Source organism: Paenibacillus sp. OAS669, assembly GCF_014873645.1.
Classification (GTDB): domain Bacteria; phylum Bacillota; class Bacilli; order Paenibacillales; family NBRC-103111; genus Paenibacillus_S; species Paenibacillus_S vulneris.
In genome coordinates this window covers 202914-223813 of the sequence record NZ_JADBDR010000005.1, presented here as the reverse complement: position 1 = coordinate 223813, position 20900 = coordinate 202914, and the positions used below count along the sequence as shown (strand labels likewise).

General features: G+C 51.0%; 19 protein-coding genes. 16 read left to right on the top strand and 3 right to left on the bottom strand.

Annotated features, from left to right (window positions below; translation table 11 throughout):
- The first annotated feature begins 9 nt into the window (after window positions 1-9).
- The 8 genes from GGC63_RS13495 to leuS all read left to right on the top strand — a co-directional run bounded on the left by GGC63_RS13495 (window position 10) and on the right by leuS (window position 7817).
- A complete protein-coding gene (locus GGC63_RS13495; RefSeq protein WP_192702763.1) occupies window positions 10-864 on the top strand; it encodes a shikimate dehydrogenase in 855 nt (284 codons plus the stop codon).
- 89 nt (window positions 865-953) lie between these two features.
- Window positions 954-1244 carry a ribosome assembly RNA-binding protein YhbY gene (gene yhbY, locus GGC63_RS13490; RefSeq protein WP_192702762.1) on the top strand — a complete coding sequence of 97 codons (291 nt, stop codon included), beginning with the start codon at window positions 954-956 and terminating at the stop codon, window positions 1242-1244.
- Between the two features lie 75 nt (window positions 1245-1319).
- The gene (locus GGC63_RS13485; protein WP_192702761.1) at window positions 1320-1907 is read left to right on the top strand and encodes a nicotinate-nucleotide adenylyltransferase; all 588 of its coding nucleotides are present in this window, start codon (window positions 1320-1322) and stop codon (window positions 1905-1907) included.
- Window positions 1897-2499 carry a bis(5'-nucleosyl)-tetraphosphatase (symmetrical) YqeK gene (yqeK, locus tag GGC63_RS13480; RefSeq protein WP_192702760.1) on the top strand — a complete coding sequence of 201 codons (603 nt, stop codon included), beginning with the start codon at window positions 1897-1899 and terminating at the stop codon, window positions 2497-2499. The genes GGC63_RS13485 and yqeK overlap by 11 nt, the downstream gene beginning before the upstream one ends.
- A 49-nt stretch (window positions 2500-2548) precedes the next feature.
- Window positions 2549-2896, top strand: coding sequence for a ribosome silencing factor (gene rsfS, locus GGC63_RS13475; protein ID WP_079910596.1), 348 nt, complete (start codon window positions 2549-2551; stop codon window positions 2894-2896).
- The gene (locus GGC63_RS13470; RefSeq protein WP_192702759.1) at window positions 2893-3786 is read left to right on the top strand and encodes a S1 RNA-binding domain-containing protein; all 894 of its coding nucleotides are present in this window, start codon (window positions 2893-2895) and stop codon (window positions 3784-3786) included. Before rsfS ends, GGC63_RS13470 begins: the two co-directional genes overlap by 4 nt.
- Window positions 3787-3991: 205 nt before the next feature.
- A complete protein-coding gene (locus GGC63_RS13465; protein WP_192702758.1) occupies window positions 3992-4777 on the top strand; it encodes a class I SAM-dependent DNA methyltransferase in 786 nt (261 codons plus the stop codon).
- 589 nt (window positions 4778-5366) lie between these two features.
- Window positions 5367-7817, top strand: a complete 2451-nt coding sequence (leuS, locus tag GGC63_RS13460; RefSeq protein ID WP_192702757.1) for a leucine--tRNA ligase — start codon at window positions 5367-5369, stop codon at window positions 7815-7817.
- Between the two features lie 69 nt (window positions 7818-7886).
- Here the strand turns inward: leuS and comER are convergent, their stop codons facing one another.
- Window positions 7887-8720, bottom strand: a complete 834-nt coding sequence (gene comER / locus GGC63_RS13455; protein ID WP_192702756.1) for a late competence protein ComER — start codon at window positions 8718-8720, stop codon at window positions 7887-7889.
- Between the two features lie 146 nt (window positions 8721-8866).
- Here comER and GGC63_RS13450 point away from each other — a divergent pair, with 146 nt between their 5' ends.
- The 5 genes from GGC63_RS13450 to pelA all read left to right on the top strand — a co-directional run bounded on the left by GGC63_RS13450 (window position 8867) and on the right by pelA (window position 15736).
- Window positions 8867-9511, top strand: a complete 645-nt coding sequence (locus GGC63_RS13450; protein ID WP_192702755.1) for a ComEA family DNA-binding protein — start codon at window positions 8867-8869, stop codon at window positions 9509-9511.
- 86 nt (window positions 9512-9597) lie between these two features.
- On the top strand, window positions 9598-10890 hold the full coding sequence (locus GGC63_RS13445) for a homocysteine synthase (RefSeq protein WP_079910590.1): 1293 nt from the start codon (window positions 9598-9600) through the stop codon (window positions 10888-10890).
- A 16-nt stretch (window positions 10891-10906) separates the two neighbouring features.
- Window positions 10907-11419, top strand: coding sequence for a deoxycytidylate deaminase (locus GGC63_RS13440; protein WP_079910589.1), 513 nt, complete (start codon window positions 10907-10909; stop codon window positions 11417-11419).
- A 90-nt stretch (window positions 11420-11509) separates the two neighbouring features.
- Complete coding sequence (locus tag GGC63_RS13435; protein WP_318781046.1) at window positions 11510-14107, top strand: ComEC/Rec2 family competence protein; 2598 nt, start codon at window positions 11510-11512, stop codon at window positions 14105-14107.
- A gap of 60 nt (window positions 14108-14167) precedes the next feature.
- A complete protein-coding gene (gene pelA / locus GGC63_RS13430) occupies window positions 14168-15736 on the top strand; it encodes a pectate lyase (protein ID WP_192702754.1) in 1569 nt (522 codons plus the stop codon).
- A 105-nt stretch (window positions 15737-15841) separates the two neighbouring features.
- On the opposite strand, the gene GGC63_RS13425 is transcribed toward pelA, so the two are convergent.
- Complete coding sequence (locus GGC63_RS13425; RefSeq protein WP_192702753.1) at window positions 15842-16081, bottom strand: DUF3951 domain-containing protein; 240 nt, start codon at window positions 16079-16081, stop codon at window positions 15842-15844.
- A 256-nt stretch (window positions 16082-16337) separates the two neighbouring features.
- Between GGC63_RS13425 and GGC63_RS13420 the strand changes: the two genes are divergently transcribed.
- Window positions 16338-17240, top strand: a complete 903-nt coding sequence (locus GGC63_RS13420; protein ID WP_192702752.1) for an EamA family transporter — start codon at window positions 16338-16340, stop codon at window positions 17238-17240.
- A 176-nt stretch (window positions 17241-17416) separates the two neighbouring features.
- Here GGC63_RS13420 and GGC63_RS13415 read toward each other — a convergent pair whose 3' ends face one another.
- Window positions 17417-18559: a DUF2264 domain-containing protein gene (locus GGC63_RS13415; protein WP_192702906.1), complete on the bottom strand. Its 1143-nt coding sequence runs from the start codon at window positions 18557-18559 to the stop codon at window positions 17417-17419.
- 297 nt (window positions 18560-18856) lie between these two features.
- Here GGC63_RS13415 and GGC63_RS13410 point away from each other — a divergent pair, with 297 nt between their 5' ends.
- Window positions 18857-19414 (top strand): RNA polymerase sigma factor, encoded by a 558-nt coding sequence (locus GGC63_RS13410; protein WP_079910582.1) that lies wholly within the window; start codon window positions 18857-18859, stop codon window positions 19412-19414.
- Window positions 19415-19516: 102 nt separating this feature from the next.
- Complete coding sequence (locus GGC63_RS13405; RefSeq protein WP_318781045.1) at window positions 19517-20881, top strand: anti-sigma factor family protein; 1365 nt, start codon at window positions 19517-19519, stop codon at window positions 20879-20881.
- The last annotated feature ends 19 nt before the right edge of the window (window positions 20882-20900 follow it).

The window sequence follows — 20900 nt, the reverse complement described above, 5'->3', positions numbered from 1 at the left end:
TAAGAGAGCATGGGGAACAGTCATTTGGACAGTCACACGATCATGTACGGGGTTTTCGGTGATCCGATTCGTCATTCCAAATCGCCGATTATGCTGAACCGTGCTTTCGAAGTGGCTGGAATTAACGCTGCTTATGCGGCGTTTCACATTTTGCCAGGTCAGCTGAAGGACGCCGTGGCGGGCATCAGAGCTTTGCAGTTCCGGGGCGTCAACGTGACGATTCCTCATAAAGTGGAAGTCATGGATTACATGGACGTTATTGACGAAGGGGCTCGTGTTATCGGCGCCGTCAATACCATAGTCAATGATAACGGACGCCTCACGGGGTATAACACGGACGGCATCGGCTATGTTCGTTCCTTAAAGGAAGAGACCGGACTGGATTTGAAGGGGAAAAAGGTGCTTATACTGGGCGCAGGGGGGGCCGCGCGCGGCGTAGGCTACGCCTTGGCCAAGGAGGGCGCTTCCCACATGTATATTTCCAACCGGAACCCGGAGAAGGCGGTGGATTTGGCGCATTCGCTGTCCCAATTTACCGAAACGACGGGCATGGGAACGGACGCGATTCCGGATGTGATCGGCGATGTTAGCCTTGTGGTCAATATAACGCCTGCCGGCATGCATCCCAATGTAGATACAGTGCCGATGGATACTTCTTTGATTCACGATCGGCTTGTCGTCAGCGATACGGTCTATACCCCATTAGTAACCAGGTTCCTGCGCGAATCGGAGGCCAGAGGTGCGAAGATTCATTGCGGTCTAGGCATGTTCATCTACCAGGGAGCTTACGCGTTTGAATACTGGACAGGAGCTCCTGCGCCGATTACCGCTATGCGTCAGGTGGTCGAACAATCTTTTAAATAACACACGGGTTGAGCGATTGTTTGGATTTTTTTCCTTTCTATGTTCAAACCATCGCTCAGCACGCATTACATTAGAATTGAGGCAAGCATATGTTAACAGGCAAACAGAAACGGTATTTGCGCTCTTTGGCGCATCATTTAAACCCTATCTTCCAAGTGGGAAAAGGCGGCGTCAATGATCATCTGATCCGTCATATCGAGGAAGCTCTAGAGGTCCGCGAATTGATTAAGATTACGGTTTTGAACAACTGTATGGAGGATCGCGGCGAGGTTGCCGAGCAGCTGGCGGAACAATCCGGAGCCGAGCTGGTACAGGTTATCGGTAAAATTATCGTGTTGTATAAGGAATCCAAGGATAACAAAACGATCGAGCTGCCGTAGATCGGCAGACATGAAGCCTCGCTGCCAGGGGCTTTCTTGCATTTTTCATAAATGGAGCGAAAACGAGGTGGAAGCATGAAGGTTGGCATCATGGGAGGCACCTTTGATCCGATTCATATCGGCCACTTAATTGCCGCGCAATGCGCATTCGAACAGGCGGGGCTGGATCAGGTCTGGTTCATGCCGACCAACGTTCCCCCTCACAAACGGCAGGCTCCCGGCGCAACACCGGAGCAACGATGGGAAATGGTATGCAGAGCCGTTGAAGGACATCCTTCCTTTCGCCCTCTCGATATAGAGCTGCAAAAGGGCGGCGTTTCCTACAGTATCGATACGGTGAAGCTGTTAAAGCAGCAGCATCCGGACATCCGCTTCTCCTATATTATCGGTGCCGATATGGTCCAATTTTTGCCCAAATGGTATAAATTCGAAGAGCTGCTGCAGCTGATTTCTTTTATCGGATTGCAGCGGCCTGGTTACCCCCTGGATATCGGGGAGCTTCCCGATCCGGTGAAAGGCTCTGTCACCTTTGTGACGATGCCGCTTATGGAGCTGTCTTCGACCTACATCCGGGAACGGGTGGCGGCAGGAAAAACAATACGGTACATGGTTCCGGACCGTGTATACGATTATATTGAGGAGAGCGGGATCTATGGATCGTAAACAGCTGATGGAGTCGGTGAAAGCCCAAATGCCTGCCAAGCGTTGGGAGCATACGCTAGGTGTAATGGAATCCGCAGTGATGCTGGCGCGTCAATACGGATGTGATCCCGATAAGGCGTATTTAGCGGCCATTCTACACGATGTATGCAAATTTTGGCCGGTCAAGGATCAGGAGAGCATCATCAGGGAAAACGGCCTGCCCGCCGATCTGCTCGATTATGATAAAGAGCTGTGGCATTCCTTTGCCGGAGCTTTTGTCGCCCAGAGAGATTATGGCATCGATGACGAGGAAATCCTGGATGCGATCCGCTATCATACCTCCGGCAGAGCAGGCATGACCCTGCTGGAGAAGGTGGTTTGTCTCGCCGATTATATCGAGCCGGGACGCGATTTTCCGGGTGTGAATAATATCCGTGAAATCGCCGAACATAGTGTAGAGAAGGCATTAGTTGCCGCATTTGACGGTACGATCCGTTTTCTATTGGAAAAGGGGAAAAAGGTGTATCCTTTAACCATGCTTTCAAGAAATAGTCTTATTGATGAAATCAAAAGGCAGGAGCAAGCTGCCGGAAATTTGGATAAAGTACAGTAGGAATACATTGGTCTACTATTATTGGTTCACATATAGAGGAGGAAAATGAATGAGTTTAACCCCGGATAAATTGATGGCCCTTGTTGTTGAGGCAGCTGAAGATAAAAAAGCGATGAATGTGGTGACGCTGGATCTGCAGGGAATCTCCCTGATCGCCGATTATTTTGTGATCTGCCACGGGAATTCGGAGACCCAGGTACAGTCCATCGCTACGGAAATTCGCAAGCGTGCCGAAGAGAAGGGCATACGAGTTCGCGGTATGGAAGGAATGGATACGGCGCGTTGGGTACTAGTTGACTTAGGCGACGTGGTTATTCATGTATTCCACCGCGACGACCGGGAGTATTACAATATTGAGAGACTATGGTCTGACGCGAAAGTGGTTGAGCGGGTATGAGGCTTGAAGCGGGAACGCGTATCAATCTGGAGGTAGCAAGAGAAGTCCCGCCTAACGGATATTTTCTGACAGATGGCCATCAGGATGTTCTGCTGCATTACAGCGAAGTGATCGGAGAGATCAAGGCAGGAGACCGTGTGGACGTGTTTTTGTTCTATGATACGGAGGATCGTCTGGCCGCTACGATGCGCGAGCCGCTCATTCAGCTTGGCGAGGTGGCGCTGCTGGAAGTGGTTGATATCCATCGCCGCTTCGGCTGCTTTCTAGAAATGGGTCTGGGCCGCAATCTGCTGCTCCCCTTCCGGGAGCTTCCCGAGCTGCCTGAGCTCAGACCGCAAATTGGGGATAAAGTATTCGTCCTGCTGGACCATGACCGGCAAGGACGGCTGGTGGCCAAGCTTGCAGGAGAGGCGGACCTGGGTCCGCTATGCTTCGATGCCCCGGCTGCCTGGAGAAATAAATGGGTTAAGGGCAGGGTGTACAAAACGCTGCAAATGGGCACCTTCGTCGTCTGTGACGGCGGTGTGGTCGGTTTCGGCGTGATCGGCATGATTCATGCTTCCGAACGGACCCGATTGCTGCGTCTTGGCGAAGAAGTAGATGTTCGGGTGAGCTTTATCCGGGAAGACGGAAAGATCAATCTCTCGATGCGTGCTCCCAAAGAAGTAGGACGCGATGAGGATGCAGAGAAGCTGCTGCAATTTTTGCGCGAAAGACCGAATGGTTCCATGCCGTATTCGGATGAAACTCCGGCGGATGTCATTATGCAGAGGTTCAAAATAAGCAAATCGGCCTTTAAGCGTGCTGTCGGCAAGCTGATGAAGGAAGGCCTGGTATACCAGGAAGGCAGCTGGACTCACTTGAAGGAAGAACATAAAGGCGGAGAATAATTCTCCAACCGGCAGCAGCCGGACATTCCATGCGGGTTAGACTTCAACGGTCCGCAAGCTGCAGGAATGCCGGCTTTTTTCACGCTTTGGAACAGTGATGCGGTTGTCATGACCTGGGTGCGGGACAAAGCGGAAGATGACAGGCTTACTAGGGGCATTCCCTTTTACGGTGAGCTTACCTATTTCAACATGGAGGTTGAATGTTATGGCTTACGAGCTGTTTGCATATCATTACGATCGCTTGATGGAAGATATGCCGTATGCAGAATGGCTTGACTTTTTGAATCGATGCTGGGACCGATATGGAAGACCGGGAACGATTGCGGATTTGGGGTGCGGGACCGGTAATATAGCCATACCGCTGGCGCAGCAGGGCTATGAGGTGTATGGCATCGATCTGTCGGAGGATATGCTGGCTGTCGCGCAGCAAAAAGCGCATGAAGCGGAACGCGCCCTTGCTTTTCCAGGCAAAGGGAGCGTTACCTGGATGCAGCAGGATCTTAGGGATTGGGGCCTGCTTCAGCCGGTCGACGCGGTGATCTCGCTCTGCGATTGCATGAACTATTTGCTGGAAGAAGAAGAGATTATAGAAGCTCTGGGACAAGCTTATGGCGGCTTAAAAGAAGGGGGTATCTTCGTATTCGATGTTCATACCCCGTATCAGCTGGAGTCCTACGCGGAGGAGCAGCCGTTTTTTTTGAATGAAGACGATATTGCCTATATCTGGACAAGTGAGCTGGATACGGACCGGTGCGAGATAGAGCACGCCTTAACCATATTTGTCCGTGAAAGCGGACGGGAAGACGACAGTGATTCACCGGAAAGGTTTCGAAGAGTCGATGAGGTGCATGTGCAGCGGGCGTACCCGTTGGCGTGGATCAAGGAGCAGGTGCTGGCAGCGGGCTTCCGTGAGGTGGACTGCTATGCGGATTTTATGTGGAAATCCGTTACGGATACGACGCAGCGTGCTTTTTTCGTAGCGCGAAAATAACGTCCTGATATCTTTCGGGAAGCTACCTGAGCAATATCTGGACGACGCCCAAAATAATCCCCCACAAAGGAAGGGATAATGCAATGCCATTCAAAAGACCTGTCATGTTCTCACCTCTGCCATCGGCGCATTCTATGAACCTAGTATTTCCAGCATCGGTGTAATTTAATCATAGTACTTCTCCAGTGGACTCGATTGTCAGGTCAGCGCATGCATACTTGACACCGCTGCCGTTTTTTACATATAATCGCTTTATATGCTGCTAACGGCTGGGATAAGAAGTAGTAACTCCATCCCCTGCTTTTCAGAGAGTCGGCGGTTGGTGAGAGCCGGCGTAGGGGAAGAGCGAACTCGTCTTGGAGCCAGAAGGTGAAGTTCATGCATGAGCAGCCGGGGTTTTTCACACTCGGTCAGCTGAGCTTAGCCGGATCGTCGCCCCCGCGTTAAGGGGAAGAGTGAGCACAGACAAAGCATGTCTGCTGCTAACTAGGGTGGTACCACGGGAATCATGCCTCTCGTCCCTAGCGTTGCGCTAGCGATGAGGGGCTTTTATATTGAGATGTTGATCTATTGAAGGGGGCACAACCGAATGACACAGGAAGCAAAAGAACAGCAGGGCTATAACCCGCTCTTCATCGAGCCGAAATGGCAACAATATTGGGAAAACCATAAAACGTTCAAAGTGCTGGACGACGACAGTCTGCCTAAATTTTACGCATTGGATATGTTTCCTTATCCATCCGGCGCAGGTCTGCACGTAGGACATCCGGAAGGCTATACGGCTACGGATATCGTATCCCGCTATAAGCGGATGCGCGGATATAATGTGCTTCATCCGATGGGCTGGGACGCATTCGGTCTGCCTGCCGAACAGCACGCGTTGGATACCGGAGAACATCCGCGGGATATTACGATCAAGAACATCAATAATTTCCGCCGCCAGATCAAGTCTCTGGGCTTCTCCTACGATTGGGACCGCGAGATCAGCACGACCGATCCCGAATATTACAAATGGACGCAATGGATCTTTATCCAGCTGTACAAAAAGGGTCTTGCCTATGTAGACGAGGTTCCGGTGAACTGGTGTCCGGCATTGGGCACGGTATTGGCTAACGAAGAAGTCATTGACGGCTTGAGCGAGCGCGGTAACCATCCGGTAATCCGTAAGCCTATGCGTCAATGGGTATTGAAAATTACGGAATATGCGGAGCGCTTGCTTGAAGATTTGGAGGAGCTGGATTGGTCCGAATCCATCAAGGATATGCAGCGCAACTGGATCGGGAAATCCAAGGGTGCGGAGGTTGTATTTGCGATCGACGGCCATGCGGATGCAAGCCTGAAAGTATTTACGACACGTCCGGATACCTTGTTCGGCGCAACCTACTGCGTGATGGCTCCTGAGCATGAGCTGGTAGACACTATAACGACTGCAGACCAGGCGGCTGCCGTGAAGGAATATCAGGAGAAAGCCGCTCGCAAGAGCGATCTGGAGCGTACCGATCTGGCCAAGGATAAGACCGGGGTATTCACGGGAGCGTATGCGATCAATCCGGTGAACGGCAAGAAAACTCCGATCTGGATTGCCGACTATGTGCTTGCAGGGTACGGCACCGGGGCGATTATGGCCGTGCCGGGCCATGACCAGCGCGACTGGGAATTCGCGAAGCAATTCGACCTGCCGATCATCGAAGTCGTGAAGGGCGGCGACGTGACGAAGGAAGCCTATGCGGGAGACGGAGAGCATGTGAACTCCGAGCAGCTGAACGGCTTGAATAACGAGCAGGCTATCGCCGCGATGATCGAATGGCTGGAGGCAAACGGCAAGGGTCAGGGCAAGGTGACCTACCGTCTGCGCGATTGGCTGTTCAGCCGTCAGCGTTATTGGGGCGAGCCGATCCCGATCCTGCATCTGGAAGACGGCACTATGAAAACTATTCCGGAGGATCAGCTGCCGCTCTTGCTGCCGGATGTCGATCAAATCGCTCCGTCGGGCACAGGCGAATCTCCGCTGGCGAACGTAACGGAATGGGTGGAAACCGTTGATCCGGAGACGGGCATGAAAGCCCGCCGCGAAACAAACACGATGCCGCAATGGGCGGGAAGCTGCTGGTACTACCTGCGTTTTATCGATCCTAAGAACGACAAAGAGCTGTGCTCCAAGGACCTTCAGCAAAAATGGCTTCCTGTCGATCTGTACATCGGTGGCGCGGAGCATGCGGTGCTTCATTTGCTGTATGCGCGTTTCTGGCATAAAGTGCTGTACGATCTGGGCGTCGTATCGACGAAGGAGCCGTTCTATAAGCTTGTAAACCAGGGCATGATCCTGGGTGAAAATAATGAGAAAATGAGTAAGTCCCGCGGCAACGTCATTAATCCGGATGTCATTGTTAATGAATTCGGCGCGGATACGCTTCGGATGTACGAAATGTTCATGGGACCTTTGGAAGCAACCAAGCCTTGGAACGTGAACGGAGTTGAAGGAACCTACCGTTTCTTGAATCGGATCTGGCGTTTGTTTGTCGGGGAGAACAGTCAGCTTCATCCGAAAATCAGCGCCGACGAGACACTGGGAAGCGACAGCTTCAAACGGACCTGGCACCGTACGATTAAGAAAATTACGGAAGACCTCGAGGCGCTGCGCTTTAATACGGCGATCAGCCAGCTGATGATTTTCGTTAACGAGGCTTACAAAACCGACACGCTGCCTAAGCAAGCGATGGAGCATTTCGTGCAAATGCTGTCCCCGATTGCTCCGCATTTGGCTGAAGAGCTGTGGGAGAAGCTGGGTCATACCGATACGGTTACTTATGCGAAATGGCCTGAATACGACGAAGCTTGGACGGTCGATAACGAGGTAGAAATCGTCGTTCAGGTGAACGGCAAAATCGTCGATCGTACATTGGTTTCCAAGGATGCCAACGAAGCTGAGCTTCAAGAGCTGGCGCTCGGGATGAGCAAGGTGCAGGAAGCGATGAGCGGCAAAGCCGTTCGCAAAGTGATTGCCGTTAAAGGCAAGCTGGTTAACATCGTAGTTGGATAATCATTCAAATAAATAACCGCTCTGCTGCGGCAGGCGGTTCATAGGGAAAAGCGTGAAAGCATCACGTTCTTAATCGTCCTTCGATTCATGAAACAGGGCTTCCACCTTTTCCAGATCTTCTTGGTACTTGGAATGAGTTGTACGGATGAGGCTGTTGAACATCCCGTGCAGCTCTTTTTCCATTACACGGAGTCCTTCTGCGGTAATACCGCCGGGGACCGAAACCCTTTTTTGCAGGGAGGCAGGAGTAAAGCCGCCGGTTGTCAGGAGCTTGCCTGTGCCGAGCGTCATTTCGCTGGCCAGCTGTGTCGCCTCTTCTTCTGAAATACCGGTTTCCTCCACGGAGGCCTGAATGAACTTCTGAATGAAATATGCCAGGAACGCCGGGCCGCAGCTGGACAAATCAGAGGAAATGCGCGTGTAATTCTCGGAGACTCGTATCGGTGCACTGATATAGGACAGCAAATTTTCCAGCAGCTCCTTATCCTCGACATCCAAACGGTCTCCGAAGATACATAAGGTCGCTCCGCTAAAAACGTAATTGGTAATGCTTGGGATGATCTTGGCCACCTTGCAGCGCAGCTGCTCTTCCAGCAGGCGTATTTGCACAGGGCTCGTGATCGAAACCAGCAGCTGATCCGGGTCGGCTGATTCCTTGATTTCTGACAGAACCACCTTGTAATCGGCAGGCTTTACGCATAAGAAAATAAGAGAAGAAGAGGTAACGACTTCTATATTGGAATGGGCCACCTGAAGGCCCGGATAAGCCGCGGCCAAATGCTCCACTTTAGTAATGGTCCGGTTAGTAGCGACGATCTGATCTGGATTCAAAGCCCCGGATTGGATAAATGCTTCTATCAGAATACTGCCCATGCTGCCTGTTCCTATGAATCCTACTTTCATGACTATCCCCCCTGAAAAGTGCAGCCTTCTTAATCCTTATGCACGGTAGTCAATAAATATGATTGCCGGGATTATCGTGATGTCCATTCGTTTGAACAAAGTACAACAACAATTTATGAATAAGTACGTTAAGGAGGGAACGGCGAGTGGCTCTCCCATTTGTGAATAAAACAAAATCCGGGACGGTTCTCCTAGTCGTATCATTAACGGTTGCGCTGGGAGGATGGTTTGGTTATACCGCTTGGAAGGAAGCGGCCCGTGAAGCGGGACAGTGGCGATTGGCGAATGAGGATATGCAGCGTCTGCTAACAGAGCAATCGGAGAAGGGACAGCTGCCGAACGGGGATGCCGGACGCAAGGAGAACCATGCGTCGTCATCCAAGAGCAATCCGGCAAATACCGAGAGCAAGGAGGCGGGCTCGGGATCAAAGAATCCTGATTCAACCGTACAACCCGGTTCAGGAATCCCGGATCAAGCGAACGATATTAAGGGCGGTGAGCTGCCCGGTAACGTGTCGGGCTCCGCAGCTCAGCCTGCTCCGGCTCCTGCAGCGGCGGCCAATAGCAGCGGGTCATCGTCATCCAAAGAAAGCAAGTTGAACATAAACCATGCTACAGAGAAGGAGCTTGATGCGCTGCCAGGCATAGGAGAAAGCAAGGCGAAGGCGATCGTTGCTTACCGCGAGAAGATCGGAGGGCGCTTCAAATCGGTCGATCAGCTGAAGGAAGTCAAAGGGATAGGGGACAAGATGCTGGCCAAAATGAAGCCTTATATTACCGTAGAGCCTTAGTCCTATGAATCCTCTTTTGTTTTCTTACAATATATGAGAAAATAGGATAGACTTCATACATTATTTAGTTAGGGAGGATTTAACGAATGTCTAATGAACGTAAGCTTGGTTTGGAAACGCTGGCAGTTCATGCCGGTCAGGAGATTGATCCCGCTACCCTGTCCCGCGCAGTGCCATTATATCAAACGACTTCCTATGGCTTTCGCGACACGGATCATGCGGCTAATTTGTTCGCTTTGAAAGAATTCGGCAATATCTACACTCGCTTAATGAATCCGACAACGGATGTTTTTGAGAAAAGGGTTGCGGCATTGGAAGGTGCTCCTGCTGCTCTGGCAACAGCTTCCGGACAAGCTGCGATCACTTATTCGATTTTGAATATCGCGGGCTCCGGCGATGAGATCGTATCTGCAGCCAGCTTGTACGGCGGTACATACAATTTGTTCTCCACCACATTGGCGAAGCTTGGCATTACCGTCAAGTTCGTGGACCCGTCCAATCCGGAAAATTTCCGCAGCGCCATCACGCCCAAAACGAAAGCATTGTTTGCGGAAACGATCGGCAATCCCAAAGGAGACGTTCTCGATATCGAAGCCGTAGCGGCAATCGCGCACGAGAACGGAATACCTCTTATTGTCGATAATACGTTCCCGAGCCCGTACCTGCTTCGTCCTATTGAGCACGGAGCGGATATCGTAGTTCATTCGGCAACCAAATTTATCGGCGGCCATGGTACCTCCATCGGCGGTATTATCGTGGACGGCGGCAAATTTGACTGGAAGGCAAGCGGCAAGTTCCCAGGCTTGACGGAACCGGATCCAAGCTACCACGGCGTAGTTTATACCGATGCCGTAGGACCTATCGCCTACATTATCAAGGCCCGTGTACAGCTGCTGAGAGATATGGGAGCGGCGATCTCTCCATTCAACTCCTTCCAGCTTCTTCAAGGGCTGGAGACACTGCACCTGCGTATGGAGCGTCACAGCTCGAATGCATTGAAGGTGGCTCAATTCCTCGAGGAGCATGAAGCGGTAGAATGGGTAAGCTACGCTGGTCTGCCAAGCCACCCTTCCTATGAGCTTGCTCAAAAATATATGCCTAGAGGCCAAGGCGCCATCATGACCTTTGGCATTAAAGGCGGAGTTGAAGCGGGACGTGAGGTTATTAACAATGTCAAGCTGTTCTCGCATCTCGCCAATGTCGGCGATTCCAAATCGTTGATTATCCATCCTGCGAGCACTACGCATCAGCAGCTGTCCGAGGAGGAACAGGCGGCTGCAGGCGTAACTCCGGGAATGATCCGCTTGTCCATCGGAACCGAATCCATTGATGATATTATTTATGACTTGGATCAAGCGATTCAAGCAAGCCAGAAATAAACGGAGCTAATAAGACATGACAACTCGCAAAGATTGGGATACTTACTTCTTGGATATGGCGTATATGGCATCGACACGATCCCAATGCAGCCGCAGGCATGTTGGAGCCGTGCTCGTGCAAGGGAAGAAGCTGTTAGGTGCCGCCTATAACGGAGCGCCTATGGGAGTTCCGGATTGCTCGGAGGCCGGATGCATGCTGGTTGAAGAGTACGAAATGGTAGAACAGGGCGGTGCCGAGCAGGTTGTCAAAAAACAGCGATGCATCCGCACGATTCACGCCGAGCAAAACCTGCTGTTATTCACCGACCCTAAGGACAGGGAAGGCTCCGCCGTGTACGTTACCGATCAGCCGTGCTGGACCTGCGCCAATATGCTGGCTAACAGCGGAATCAGTGAAATTGTCTACCATCGCTCCTATCCGAAGGACAGCGAAAAGGTAAAGTCACTCATGGCGCAAAAAGGGATCACACTGAGACAATTGGAGGCCTACGAGCCTCCGACGGGGACTATGACGGAAGTTCAGCCATAAGCTGAAACAAGGGGGAAGAACCTCTTTCGATGATGATCGAAGGGGGTTCTTCTTTTTTTATGGCTATTTATCGGGAAAGGAGAAGAGCGTGTGAACCGTCCTGTTGTACTTTTTACGCTGCTTTGGACGTTCGGCTATATTGTGGGCTATACGGCGGATATTCCATGGCTTTCATTGTATACCAGCCTTGCTGGAGCCATTGCCGCCATAATCCTATGGATGACGCGCCGTCCCTGGACTCCACTCGTATGTATGCTGCTGGTCATAGGGATCTCCGCAGGATATTACGAGGATTATGACCGTCGCAATCGGAGCGCGCTGGATTTAGAGCCTAACAACACGGCAAGCTCAAGCTTCGAGCTAAAGGGGGTTATCAGTAATCAAGTCGAGGTAGACGGCGATAAAGCCGCTTTTACCGTACGAATGGACGATAAGGCTGGGGAGAGGTTCGCTGTATCCGTCAAGCTTCTCTCGAAGCAGGAACAGCAGGAGGCAATGACATGGCGGCGTGGAGATCACGTCCGGCTGCAGGGAGCTCTGCAGGCTCCGAACGAAGCACGTAATTTTGGCGGATTTGATTACCGCCATTACTTGCGTTATCAGCACATTCATTGGCAGCTAACCGTCAAAGGGGCCTCCAATGTCGAGAGAACAGAACCCGAGGCCTGGACATGGACTCAGGTGCTTCGATGGAATGACCAGTTTCGCTCCATGCTGGGGGATGGGGTAGAACGGTTGTTTCCGAAGGAGCAGGCAGGGTTTATGAAAGGCATGCTGATTGGTTTAACGGACGATATAGATCCCGAGCAGTTCCAGCAGTTCTCCCAGCTTGGACTAACCCATATCATAGCCATTTCCGGGCTGAATGTGGCTATTTTTTTGGCTTGTTTATTGTGGATTATGCGCCGATTAGGCTTCACCCGCGAGACATATCTGATCACAGGGATGATCATGATGCCCGTTTACATTGCCGTCACCGGAGCATCTCCTTCCATTATCCGTGCAGGCTTAATGGCCATGCTGGGGTTGTACGCCGCCTACCGGCATACTTTGAAGGACGGGCTTCATACCGTGTTGATTGTCGGGTGGCTGATGCTGCTGTGGGAGCCTTATTATTTGCTGGATGTAAGCTTCCAGCTCTCATTTCTCGTAACGATCGGTCTTATTCTTGGCGTTCCGTACGCTAACAAGCTGCTGCCCATTCGTTCACGCTCCCTGAGGGATGCATTGTCCATAACGATAGTGGCCCAGTGCATATCTTTTCCGGTTTCGATCTATTATTTCAATCAATTTTCTCTGCTTTCCCTCGCCGCTAACTTCGCCTTGGTACCCGTGTTTAGCATGTTTACGATGCCAGCGGGGACGGCAGCCTTGTTAATCAGCTTTCTGTCCTCAACAGTCGGGCAAGCACTGGCTTGGCTGGTCGCCAAAGGAAATGAATGGATTTTTATGCTTGTTGCTGCGGTGAGTCCATGGCATCTATTTCAGACGATATGGCCTACTCCGGGTATTGTATGGATTATCGCTTATTATGCGGCCTGGGCATTGGTTATTTACGGCTGGCTCAATAGAAAGGGGAGCGGGCTTGACCAGACGGGAGAGGCGAAGGCCGGACCCATGCTGACTGGCGTGCCTGCAGGGAACAAGCCCTTCCGCTTTTCAAGGGAAAAAGCCGTGAAGTCCATCAAAGCCCTTCTGTTTCCAGCGGCTTCCGCAGGTCTCATCCTGCTGCTGCTTTATGCCTATCAGCCGGATCGATGGAGCCGGGAGGGGCAGGTGAACTTTATGGATGTGGGGCAGGGTGACAGCATCATGATCCGCTCTCCGCAGAGCGGCAGGATTATTTTAGTCGATGGAGGTGGGACGGTCACCTTCCGCAAGCCGGGCGAGGAATGGAAGCAGCGCTCGGATCCGTATGAGGTAGGACGCAAGCTGCTGGTGCCCATGCTGAAGAAAAGAGGGGTTCAGCAGATCGATTACTTGATCGTGACGCATCAGGACGCGGACCATATTGGAGGACTCCAGGCTGTATTGGAGCAAATTCCGGTCAAGCAGCTTATTTTTAACGGAACGGCGAAGCCGACAACCGGGGCCGAGACTTTATTTCAGACAGCATTGGATTACGGTGTCCAGCTGGTTAAAGCTTATGCGGGCGACGTCCTTAAGGTCGATGAGGAGACGCGTCTTCAATTTTTATTTCCCCTTCCTTCGCAGCAGGGCAATGCAGGGATTCGGGTAGAGAAGGAGCAGAATGCGGAGTCTGTCGTTTTTTTAATGGACATGCAGGGAACGAGGTGGCTGTTTACGGGGGATATGGAGCAAGCCTCAGAAGCAGCTGTGCTTCGAATGCTGGAAGGAGCGAGTGCTTCAGGATTGGATGTTATCCCTTCAGGGGATCGCCAAAAATCGGAATCTATAGGTCCGATTGATGTTCTGAAGGTCGCGCACCACGGCAGCAAAACCTCGACGACCGAAGCATGGCTGGATGCATGGCAGCCCAGGTACGCGGTTATTTCCGTCGGCCCCAATAATGTATACGGTCATCCTCATCCTACTATATTAGGCCGATTAGAAGCGAGGGACATTCGTATTTTGCGTACGGATGGCCACGGCGAGGTTCAAATGCGGATCAACGATGGCGCTATCCGGATGCGAACGAGATTTCTTGAAGACTCAGAGCAAAAATGACAAATATTTGCTGTTATTGAGCATCGAATCGCATAGAAATTGGAAATGGCAGGGTTTACAATGAAATCTGCAACATACGACCATGCCAGCTACAACAATTTCATAGTAAAGGGAAGAAGCATGAGAAGACAATCTAGACGCAAGCCTCTTATTGCGGCGGGAGCTGCTATTTGCCTGGGAATAGTAGCTTTGCTGTTCGTTATGGATAAGCACCGGAATGATCAGATGGCTGCAGCACTCCCTTCCGCCGGTTCGGACAAGTCTACTCAAGAATTGCCTATCGTCAGCAGCGTATTAACTAACCCGTCAACAGTAGAGATTACATTCGGCGGTAAGCTCAGCTCTTTCAGCGCCTCCGATTTGGCCATCAAAAAAGCCCAGGGAACCTGGTACGGGCTGGAACCGCTATTAAGCTCCAGTCTCCCGGTTAACAAAGTAACGACCAAGGAGAATAAAAGCCACCAAACGGTTGCCGTAATGGAGCTGGAGCAAGCGCTGAACCCGGATGCGACGTTTAGCAAAGAGGAGGTTATCCTGCCGGGAAAAGCCCCTTATTTCACAGCAGATTATTATACGGGGAGCAGGGAGCAAAATATCGAGCAGGCGAATCACCTGATCTCCTGGCAGATGGACAACGGCGGCTGGTTTAAAAACATGTCCAAAGAATACAAAAAGCCTTGGGATGGGAAAGTGCTTCGCTCCGAATGGCGCACGAAGGACGGACAGGACATCGGGACGATCGATAACGAAGGTACGACGAACGAGCTGCTCTTCATGGCCATGGTATATAAGGATACAGGGGATTCGAAATTCAAAGCATCGGCTCTCCGTGCCATCGATTTTTTATTGAAAATGCAGTATTCAAGCGGAGGGTGGCCGCAGGTATACCCGGCAAGAGGCAATTATTCCGATTATGTAACTTTCAACGACAATGCCATGATGCGAGTCATGAATGTGCTTGCTCTTGCGGTTAAGAAGAAATATCCTTTCGATACCGACTTGATTGACGATGACAGGCGCCAGGCCATTCAGCATTCGCTTGACCGGGGGCTGGAATATATTCTGAAGTCCCAGATCATAGTCGACGGCAAAAGAACCGCCTGGTGCGCGCAGCATGATCCGGTCACGTATGAGCCAAGGCCGGCGCGTGCCTATGAATTTCCATCTATTTCAGGGTCGGAATCGGTTGCAATCGTTCAATATTTAATGTCGCTGCAGAAGCCTTCGGAGGAAGTGAAGGACGCGATAGAAGGTGCTCTGAACTGGTTCGAAGAAGTCCGCTTAAAAGGGATCAAATACGTTCCGCGCGATCCTAACAAAGTGTACTTAGTTCCTGATGCCAAAAGCTCAACCTGGTACCGTTTTTATGAGATCGGCACGAATCTTCCGATTTTTTCCGGTCGTGACTCGGTCATCAAGCATGATTTAAGTGAAATTGATGAAGAAAGACGAAATGGCTACGCATGGGCGGGAACATGGCCCGACAAGCTGCTGCAGACCGCCCGGACGACAGGTTATTTTGAAAATCGTGTTTATGTGCAGGTCGTCCAGACGGATTCCAAGTCCCCGACGGGGCAAACCTTACAGCAAGGTCAGCTATCGGTCGTCACGGCTCCGGATTTGAAATAATTATCACTAGTTGTAGACACCACCGAGCCGTTGGATCTGATTATGGAAAAGATCTTAACCTTCCTAAACCGCGGCCAGTAACTCGCCGAGAGGAGGCTTCTCCTCTCAAGGTTTATCTTTTTGGCGGATTAGGTGCTTATCCTTGTCATCCCCTTGATCATCCCGCTCCTCCTTCTCCTGCTTCTCTTTATGAATTTCAACGGGAGTATGCCCTGTTATGGCATCGAAAGGGGTGTAGTCACTGTTTGGAATGCCTTTTCCTGAAATTATTTTTGCTGTGATGATTCCTAACAACACAAGAATGGGCACGATAAGCGAGAGGGTGGCGTATAAGGCAAAGTCCATAGGAAAACGTCCTTTCGGCAGAAAATGGGTGAGCTCAGCTAGCACATCACTATACCAAATAAAATGCTCTATAATACGTACAGCATGCAAATTCGTTCCGGTCATTCAAAAAAACGGGGGGGCCAATATATGGCGGTTGTTGAAAAATGAAACAATCGCTTGAATATTTTCGACCGTTCCCTTATAGTGTAAGATTGTGTGAGTCTTGTAAAAGACTTCATGGGTGGGTGAGGGAATTGAAAAAGAAGGAAAAGACATGACATCTAAGAACCGTTGGAAAGCCATTTGGTTCGTCTTGTTGGGCGCCGCCTCTTACGGCGTGTTGTCAACTTTCGTGAAGCTCGGTTACCAGAGCGGATTCTCGGCAGCGGAAATTACCGGCAGCCAGGTATCTTTTGGCTTTATCGTCCTTTGGCTCTTAAGCCTAACGAAGCTTCGGCAGATGAAGGGAATTACACCAGGGATCATCCTGAAGCTCGTGGCAGGCGGAACGTTTACAGGACTGACAGGCTATTTTTACTACCAATCGCTGCAGGTGCTTGATGCATCATTCGCCGTTTTGCTCCTGTTCCAGTTTACCTGGATGGGGATGCTGCTGGATTGGCTGGTAGAGAAAAGGTTGCCGACTCTGTTCCAATGGATCGCCATGGTGCTGACCTTGGCAGGCACGGTGCTTGCCTCTGGTATTGTTTCGGGTACGGTATCGCGTCCAAGCGCTAGCGGGATCGGACTCGGTTTATTGGCGGCCTGCTGCTATACGATGTTTATCTTCTTCAGCGGCAGAGTGGCGACGCATTTGCCGGCACTGTTTCGCAGTACGTGGATGATCACGGGGGCTGCATTGATTGTGCTGATCCTGATGCCGCCGCAATTTCTGTGGAACGGCTCGCTTGCTCAAGGACTGTGGAAATGGGGAATCTTACTAGCCGTGTTTGGTATGATTCTGCCTCCGTTTTTGTATGCCAAGGGCGCGCCTTTTATCGAGACCGGATTAGCGGCCGTGCTGGGTTCTGTTGAGCTGCCAGTGGTCATAATTTGTTCCGCCCTGCTGCTTCATGAGCAGACATATCTGCTGCAGTGGATCGGAATAGCGATCATTCTGCTCGGAGTATTCGTTTCAGAACGAAAGACGGCATCACCGTCCGGTGAAAAAGCTTGATTAGCCACTATTCATAGGGGCTTTGATGTAACGACTTATACAAAAAAGCAGCACCTGTACGATTAAACAGGATGCTGCTTTTTTTGCTTTGTTATATTTCGGGGTACCCAGCCAACTATTTGGATTCAGCTTTATAAGGCAACGCCCATTCTTCCAGGGGTTATGTTGCAACATAATTAATAAAGTGCTTTATCAATAGGGAAGCTTTGAGAGCCCCATGCCTTCTTGTTCGTCCAATCCGCTGCTCCTTGCCAGAACGGGTCCTCCTCGGGCAAGCCCAGCGGCAGAAATACAGCAGAGCACAAGTAGAGGCTTCCGGTAGAAATGTAAGTTTCCCCGACCTCCGGCTGATGCCCGCAAAAACCGATCGTAAGCCACCCTTCCTCGTCGAAAGTCCCCGGCGCTTGAATCATTCGCTTCATAACGGCTGTCAGCGCGCATCGCACCTGAGCAGGCTCCAGGCTGGGGTCCAGCTGATGCTGCAGAGCCATTTGACTGAGCAGCTGGAAGGCTCCGAAACGGTATGCCAACGAACGCCCGATAGCAGGGAAGGTTCCTTCCGGCGAGATGGATCTTTCCTGTTGAACGGTATAGCGCCTTGCACGGCGAATGACGTTCTCTTCCATCTCAGCCCAAGTCGGGTCTTCACCCTTAAGCGCGGCTATAATATCGACCAGCATAGGCTGGATAACGAAGCTGTTGTAATAATCGGCATGGAAGTCCGGTCCGTCCCCATAGACGCCGTCTCCCTTATACCACTGCTCATGCTGTTTAAGCGCATAATCGACACGCATTCGGTCCCACTCCGCCCCGGCACGATATAATGCCGTCTCAATCATGGCGGAGAACAGCAGCCAGTTATTAAAGAAAGGTTTACGTGTACGTGTGGATTGCAGCGCCCGGATAACATTCTGCTTCACATCCGGGTTCAGCTTGTTCCACAGTTCCTCCGGTGCGCGTAGCAAAGCATGCGACAGGAAAGCTGCGTCAACGATCGGCTGATAGCCTTCGGAGAAATTCATGAAATCCGGTGAGGACGGATCCGTGGCAGCTTCAATCGCCCCTCGGGCCAGCTCGGCATAGCGCTCACGCAATCTGCCTTCCTCACCGGTACGAGCCCCGTGTTCCAGCCAGGGAGCCATTCCCGTTAATAGACGTCCGAGCGCCTCCAAATAAGTGAACAGGTGTCTGTCGTCCACCTTGCGCTCGATTGGCATTTTAGCCTTTAACTGCCGTTGATTTAAATGATAAAGCACAGGCTGTGCAATTCTGCTCATAGTATCGAGCCAAAAAATGCGGTCTTCACTTCCAACGGACATAGCCACAATCCCCTCTCCTTATAAGACAAGCATCCATCTCATTTTCACATCATTTTACATCAATTTACGACAGGGGTCATTGGTGAACCTGACAATAATCTTTGTGGGAAAAAGCGGTTCTTGGCAGAAATAAGTTCTTCTCTAAAGCTCCCGGGATCGGACCTGTTTTTGCAGGACAAAAGGGAAGCGATCCTAGTATACCTGCAAGCCAAAATTTGATATTCTAAGTAGAGTTCATGAGGTGCAACATTTTATTCATTGCGTTCGTTTATATAGTTGCAAGAGAGGGGGATCCCAGTGGTAGCGCCAGAACTGATAAAGGCTGCCCAGTCGGGCGATCGCGACGCTCTAATTACCCTACTGCGTGAAATAGAGAATCATGTATATCGGACTGCTTATTATATTCTGGGCAATGAGCAGGACGCTATGGATGCCGCACAGGAAGCGTTAATACGGATTTATACGAAAATCAACTCATACGAAGAGAAGGCTCAGTTCAAGACATGGGTACAACGGATTGTCACTAATCTATGTATAGACAAATTCAGAAGAACCAAGCCTACAATTTCCATTGAGGAGCATGAGCTGAATTTTACTGCAAACAAGACGGTAGAAGATGAGGTAATGTCCGCATATGTTGCCCAAGATATAAAAGAGGCGATTGATAGGCTGCCGGAACATCATCGATCGGTGGTTGTACTGCGATATTTGCAGGATTTTTCCTACAACGAAATTGCCGAATCTTTAGATTTGCCCATCAACACGGTGAAGTCCTATTTATTCAGGGCAAGGCAGCAGTTACAAACGTTGTTGCAGGATTACAAAAAAACCAAAAGCGATACGGTCAGAGGGTAGATCGTTATGCGCGGCGGAACGGATAATAACAGACAATAAGGATTCTGCTTTCGTCTTTGTAAAAATATCAATTGTGAATTGTTTAGAAAGGTAGTGTGCGGGATGATGTGTCAAGAGGTGATCGAACTCATGCAGAGATACCTCGATCAGGATCTCGATGAATTGGAATATGAACAAATGCTCGGGCATTTGCAGCAGTGCTCGGAATGCACAGAGCTGTTTCAACGGCTGGTGGCATTGTCTGAGGAGCTGGAGCAGCTGCCGAAGGTAACCCCAGCCTACAGCCTGGTGGATGCCATTATGCCTAAGCTGCAAAGAATTGATGAGGGCTTCCCGGCCGTGGAATATCCGGCGGCTCCTGTCATGGCACAGCCTGAACAATATAATGAGAAGAACAACAACGAGAAAGCTGCCGTATCTATAGACCAGGCAGCGGGATGGCGGAAAAGAATTCGCGGGCTCGTTTCCATGCGTATTGTCGGCGGTGTGGTTGCTGCCGGTCTGGTTCTCGGGTTCTTCGTATTTGAGCAGCAGGAGAAAAACAGCAGCATGCAGGATGCGGGACCCATGCTGTTATCTTCTTCGCAGTCCAAAACGGAAAGCGCGGACTCCGCGGCTTCTTCGGGGGCAGGGAATTCGACGCAGCCGAAGGCGGCAGGAGCGGCCGAACCGTTTTTGGATAGGAATGTGGCAAAGGAAGCACCAAAGCCGGATTCCGTTCCGACAGCCCCGGCGGCTTCTCCTGCACCTAAGGATGCGGAGCCAAAGGTTTCGGCCAATGGCGGTGGCAATGAATCGGGGGCGTTGACAGATCAACTGAAGAAATCAGTAGATACAGCTCCTGTACAAGAGCAGCAGGTAAATCAGCAGCAGCAAGCTCCTCCTGCGGGCGCAGCAGAAGAGCCTAAGCTGCCGGATGCGGGTGATCAAGCTCCGGCGTCCGAGCCCGAGGTACAGCCGTCAGAAGCCCCTGTGAATGAGGGGATGGCCCCTCCTCCTGTCAGTGCTTCACCGGAGCGAACCGGCGGTGCCGTCAGCAAGATCGTGGCTCCTGACCACGGACACCCGGATTCCAGCGGGGAAGAGAACGATAGCAGATCTTCTATGCCAGCTCCCGATCAAAAGGCAGGAATGATGGGGATAACGAATCATGATTCCGAAGACAAGACGAATCAGGAGGAGCCAGGATATAATCGGCTGTATTCGGCAGCCTCTGCGGGTACTCCGACCGCATTGGCCTCTCAGGATAAGGCTTATATCGCGTCTGTCAATGATAACCATCAGGTTATTATTACCGATAATCAGCAGAAGGTTCTCTATACTTCACCCAACAAGTGGACGGATAAAGACAAGATCGAATTGGTGGAATGGACGGAAGGCAATCTGCTGACTTACCGTGTAAGTAACGATTCAGGAACAACGACTTATGTCATTCATTTAAAAGACAAAACGGAAATAAAAAAATAAGGATTATGCCGCGGCAGTC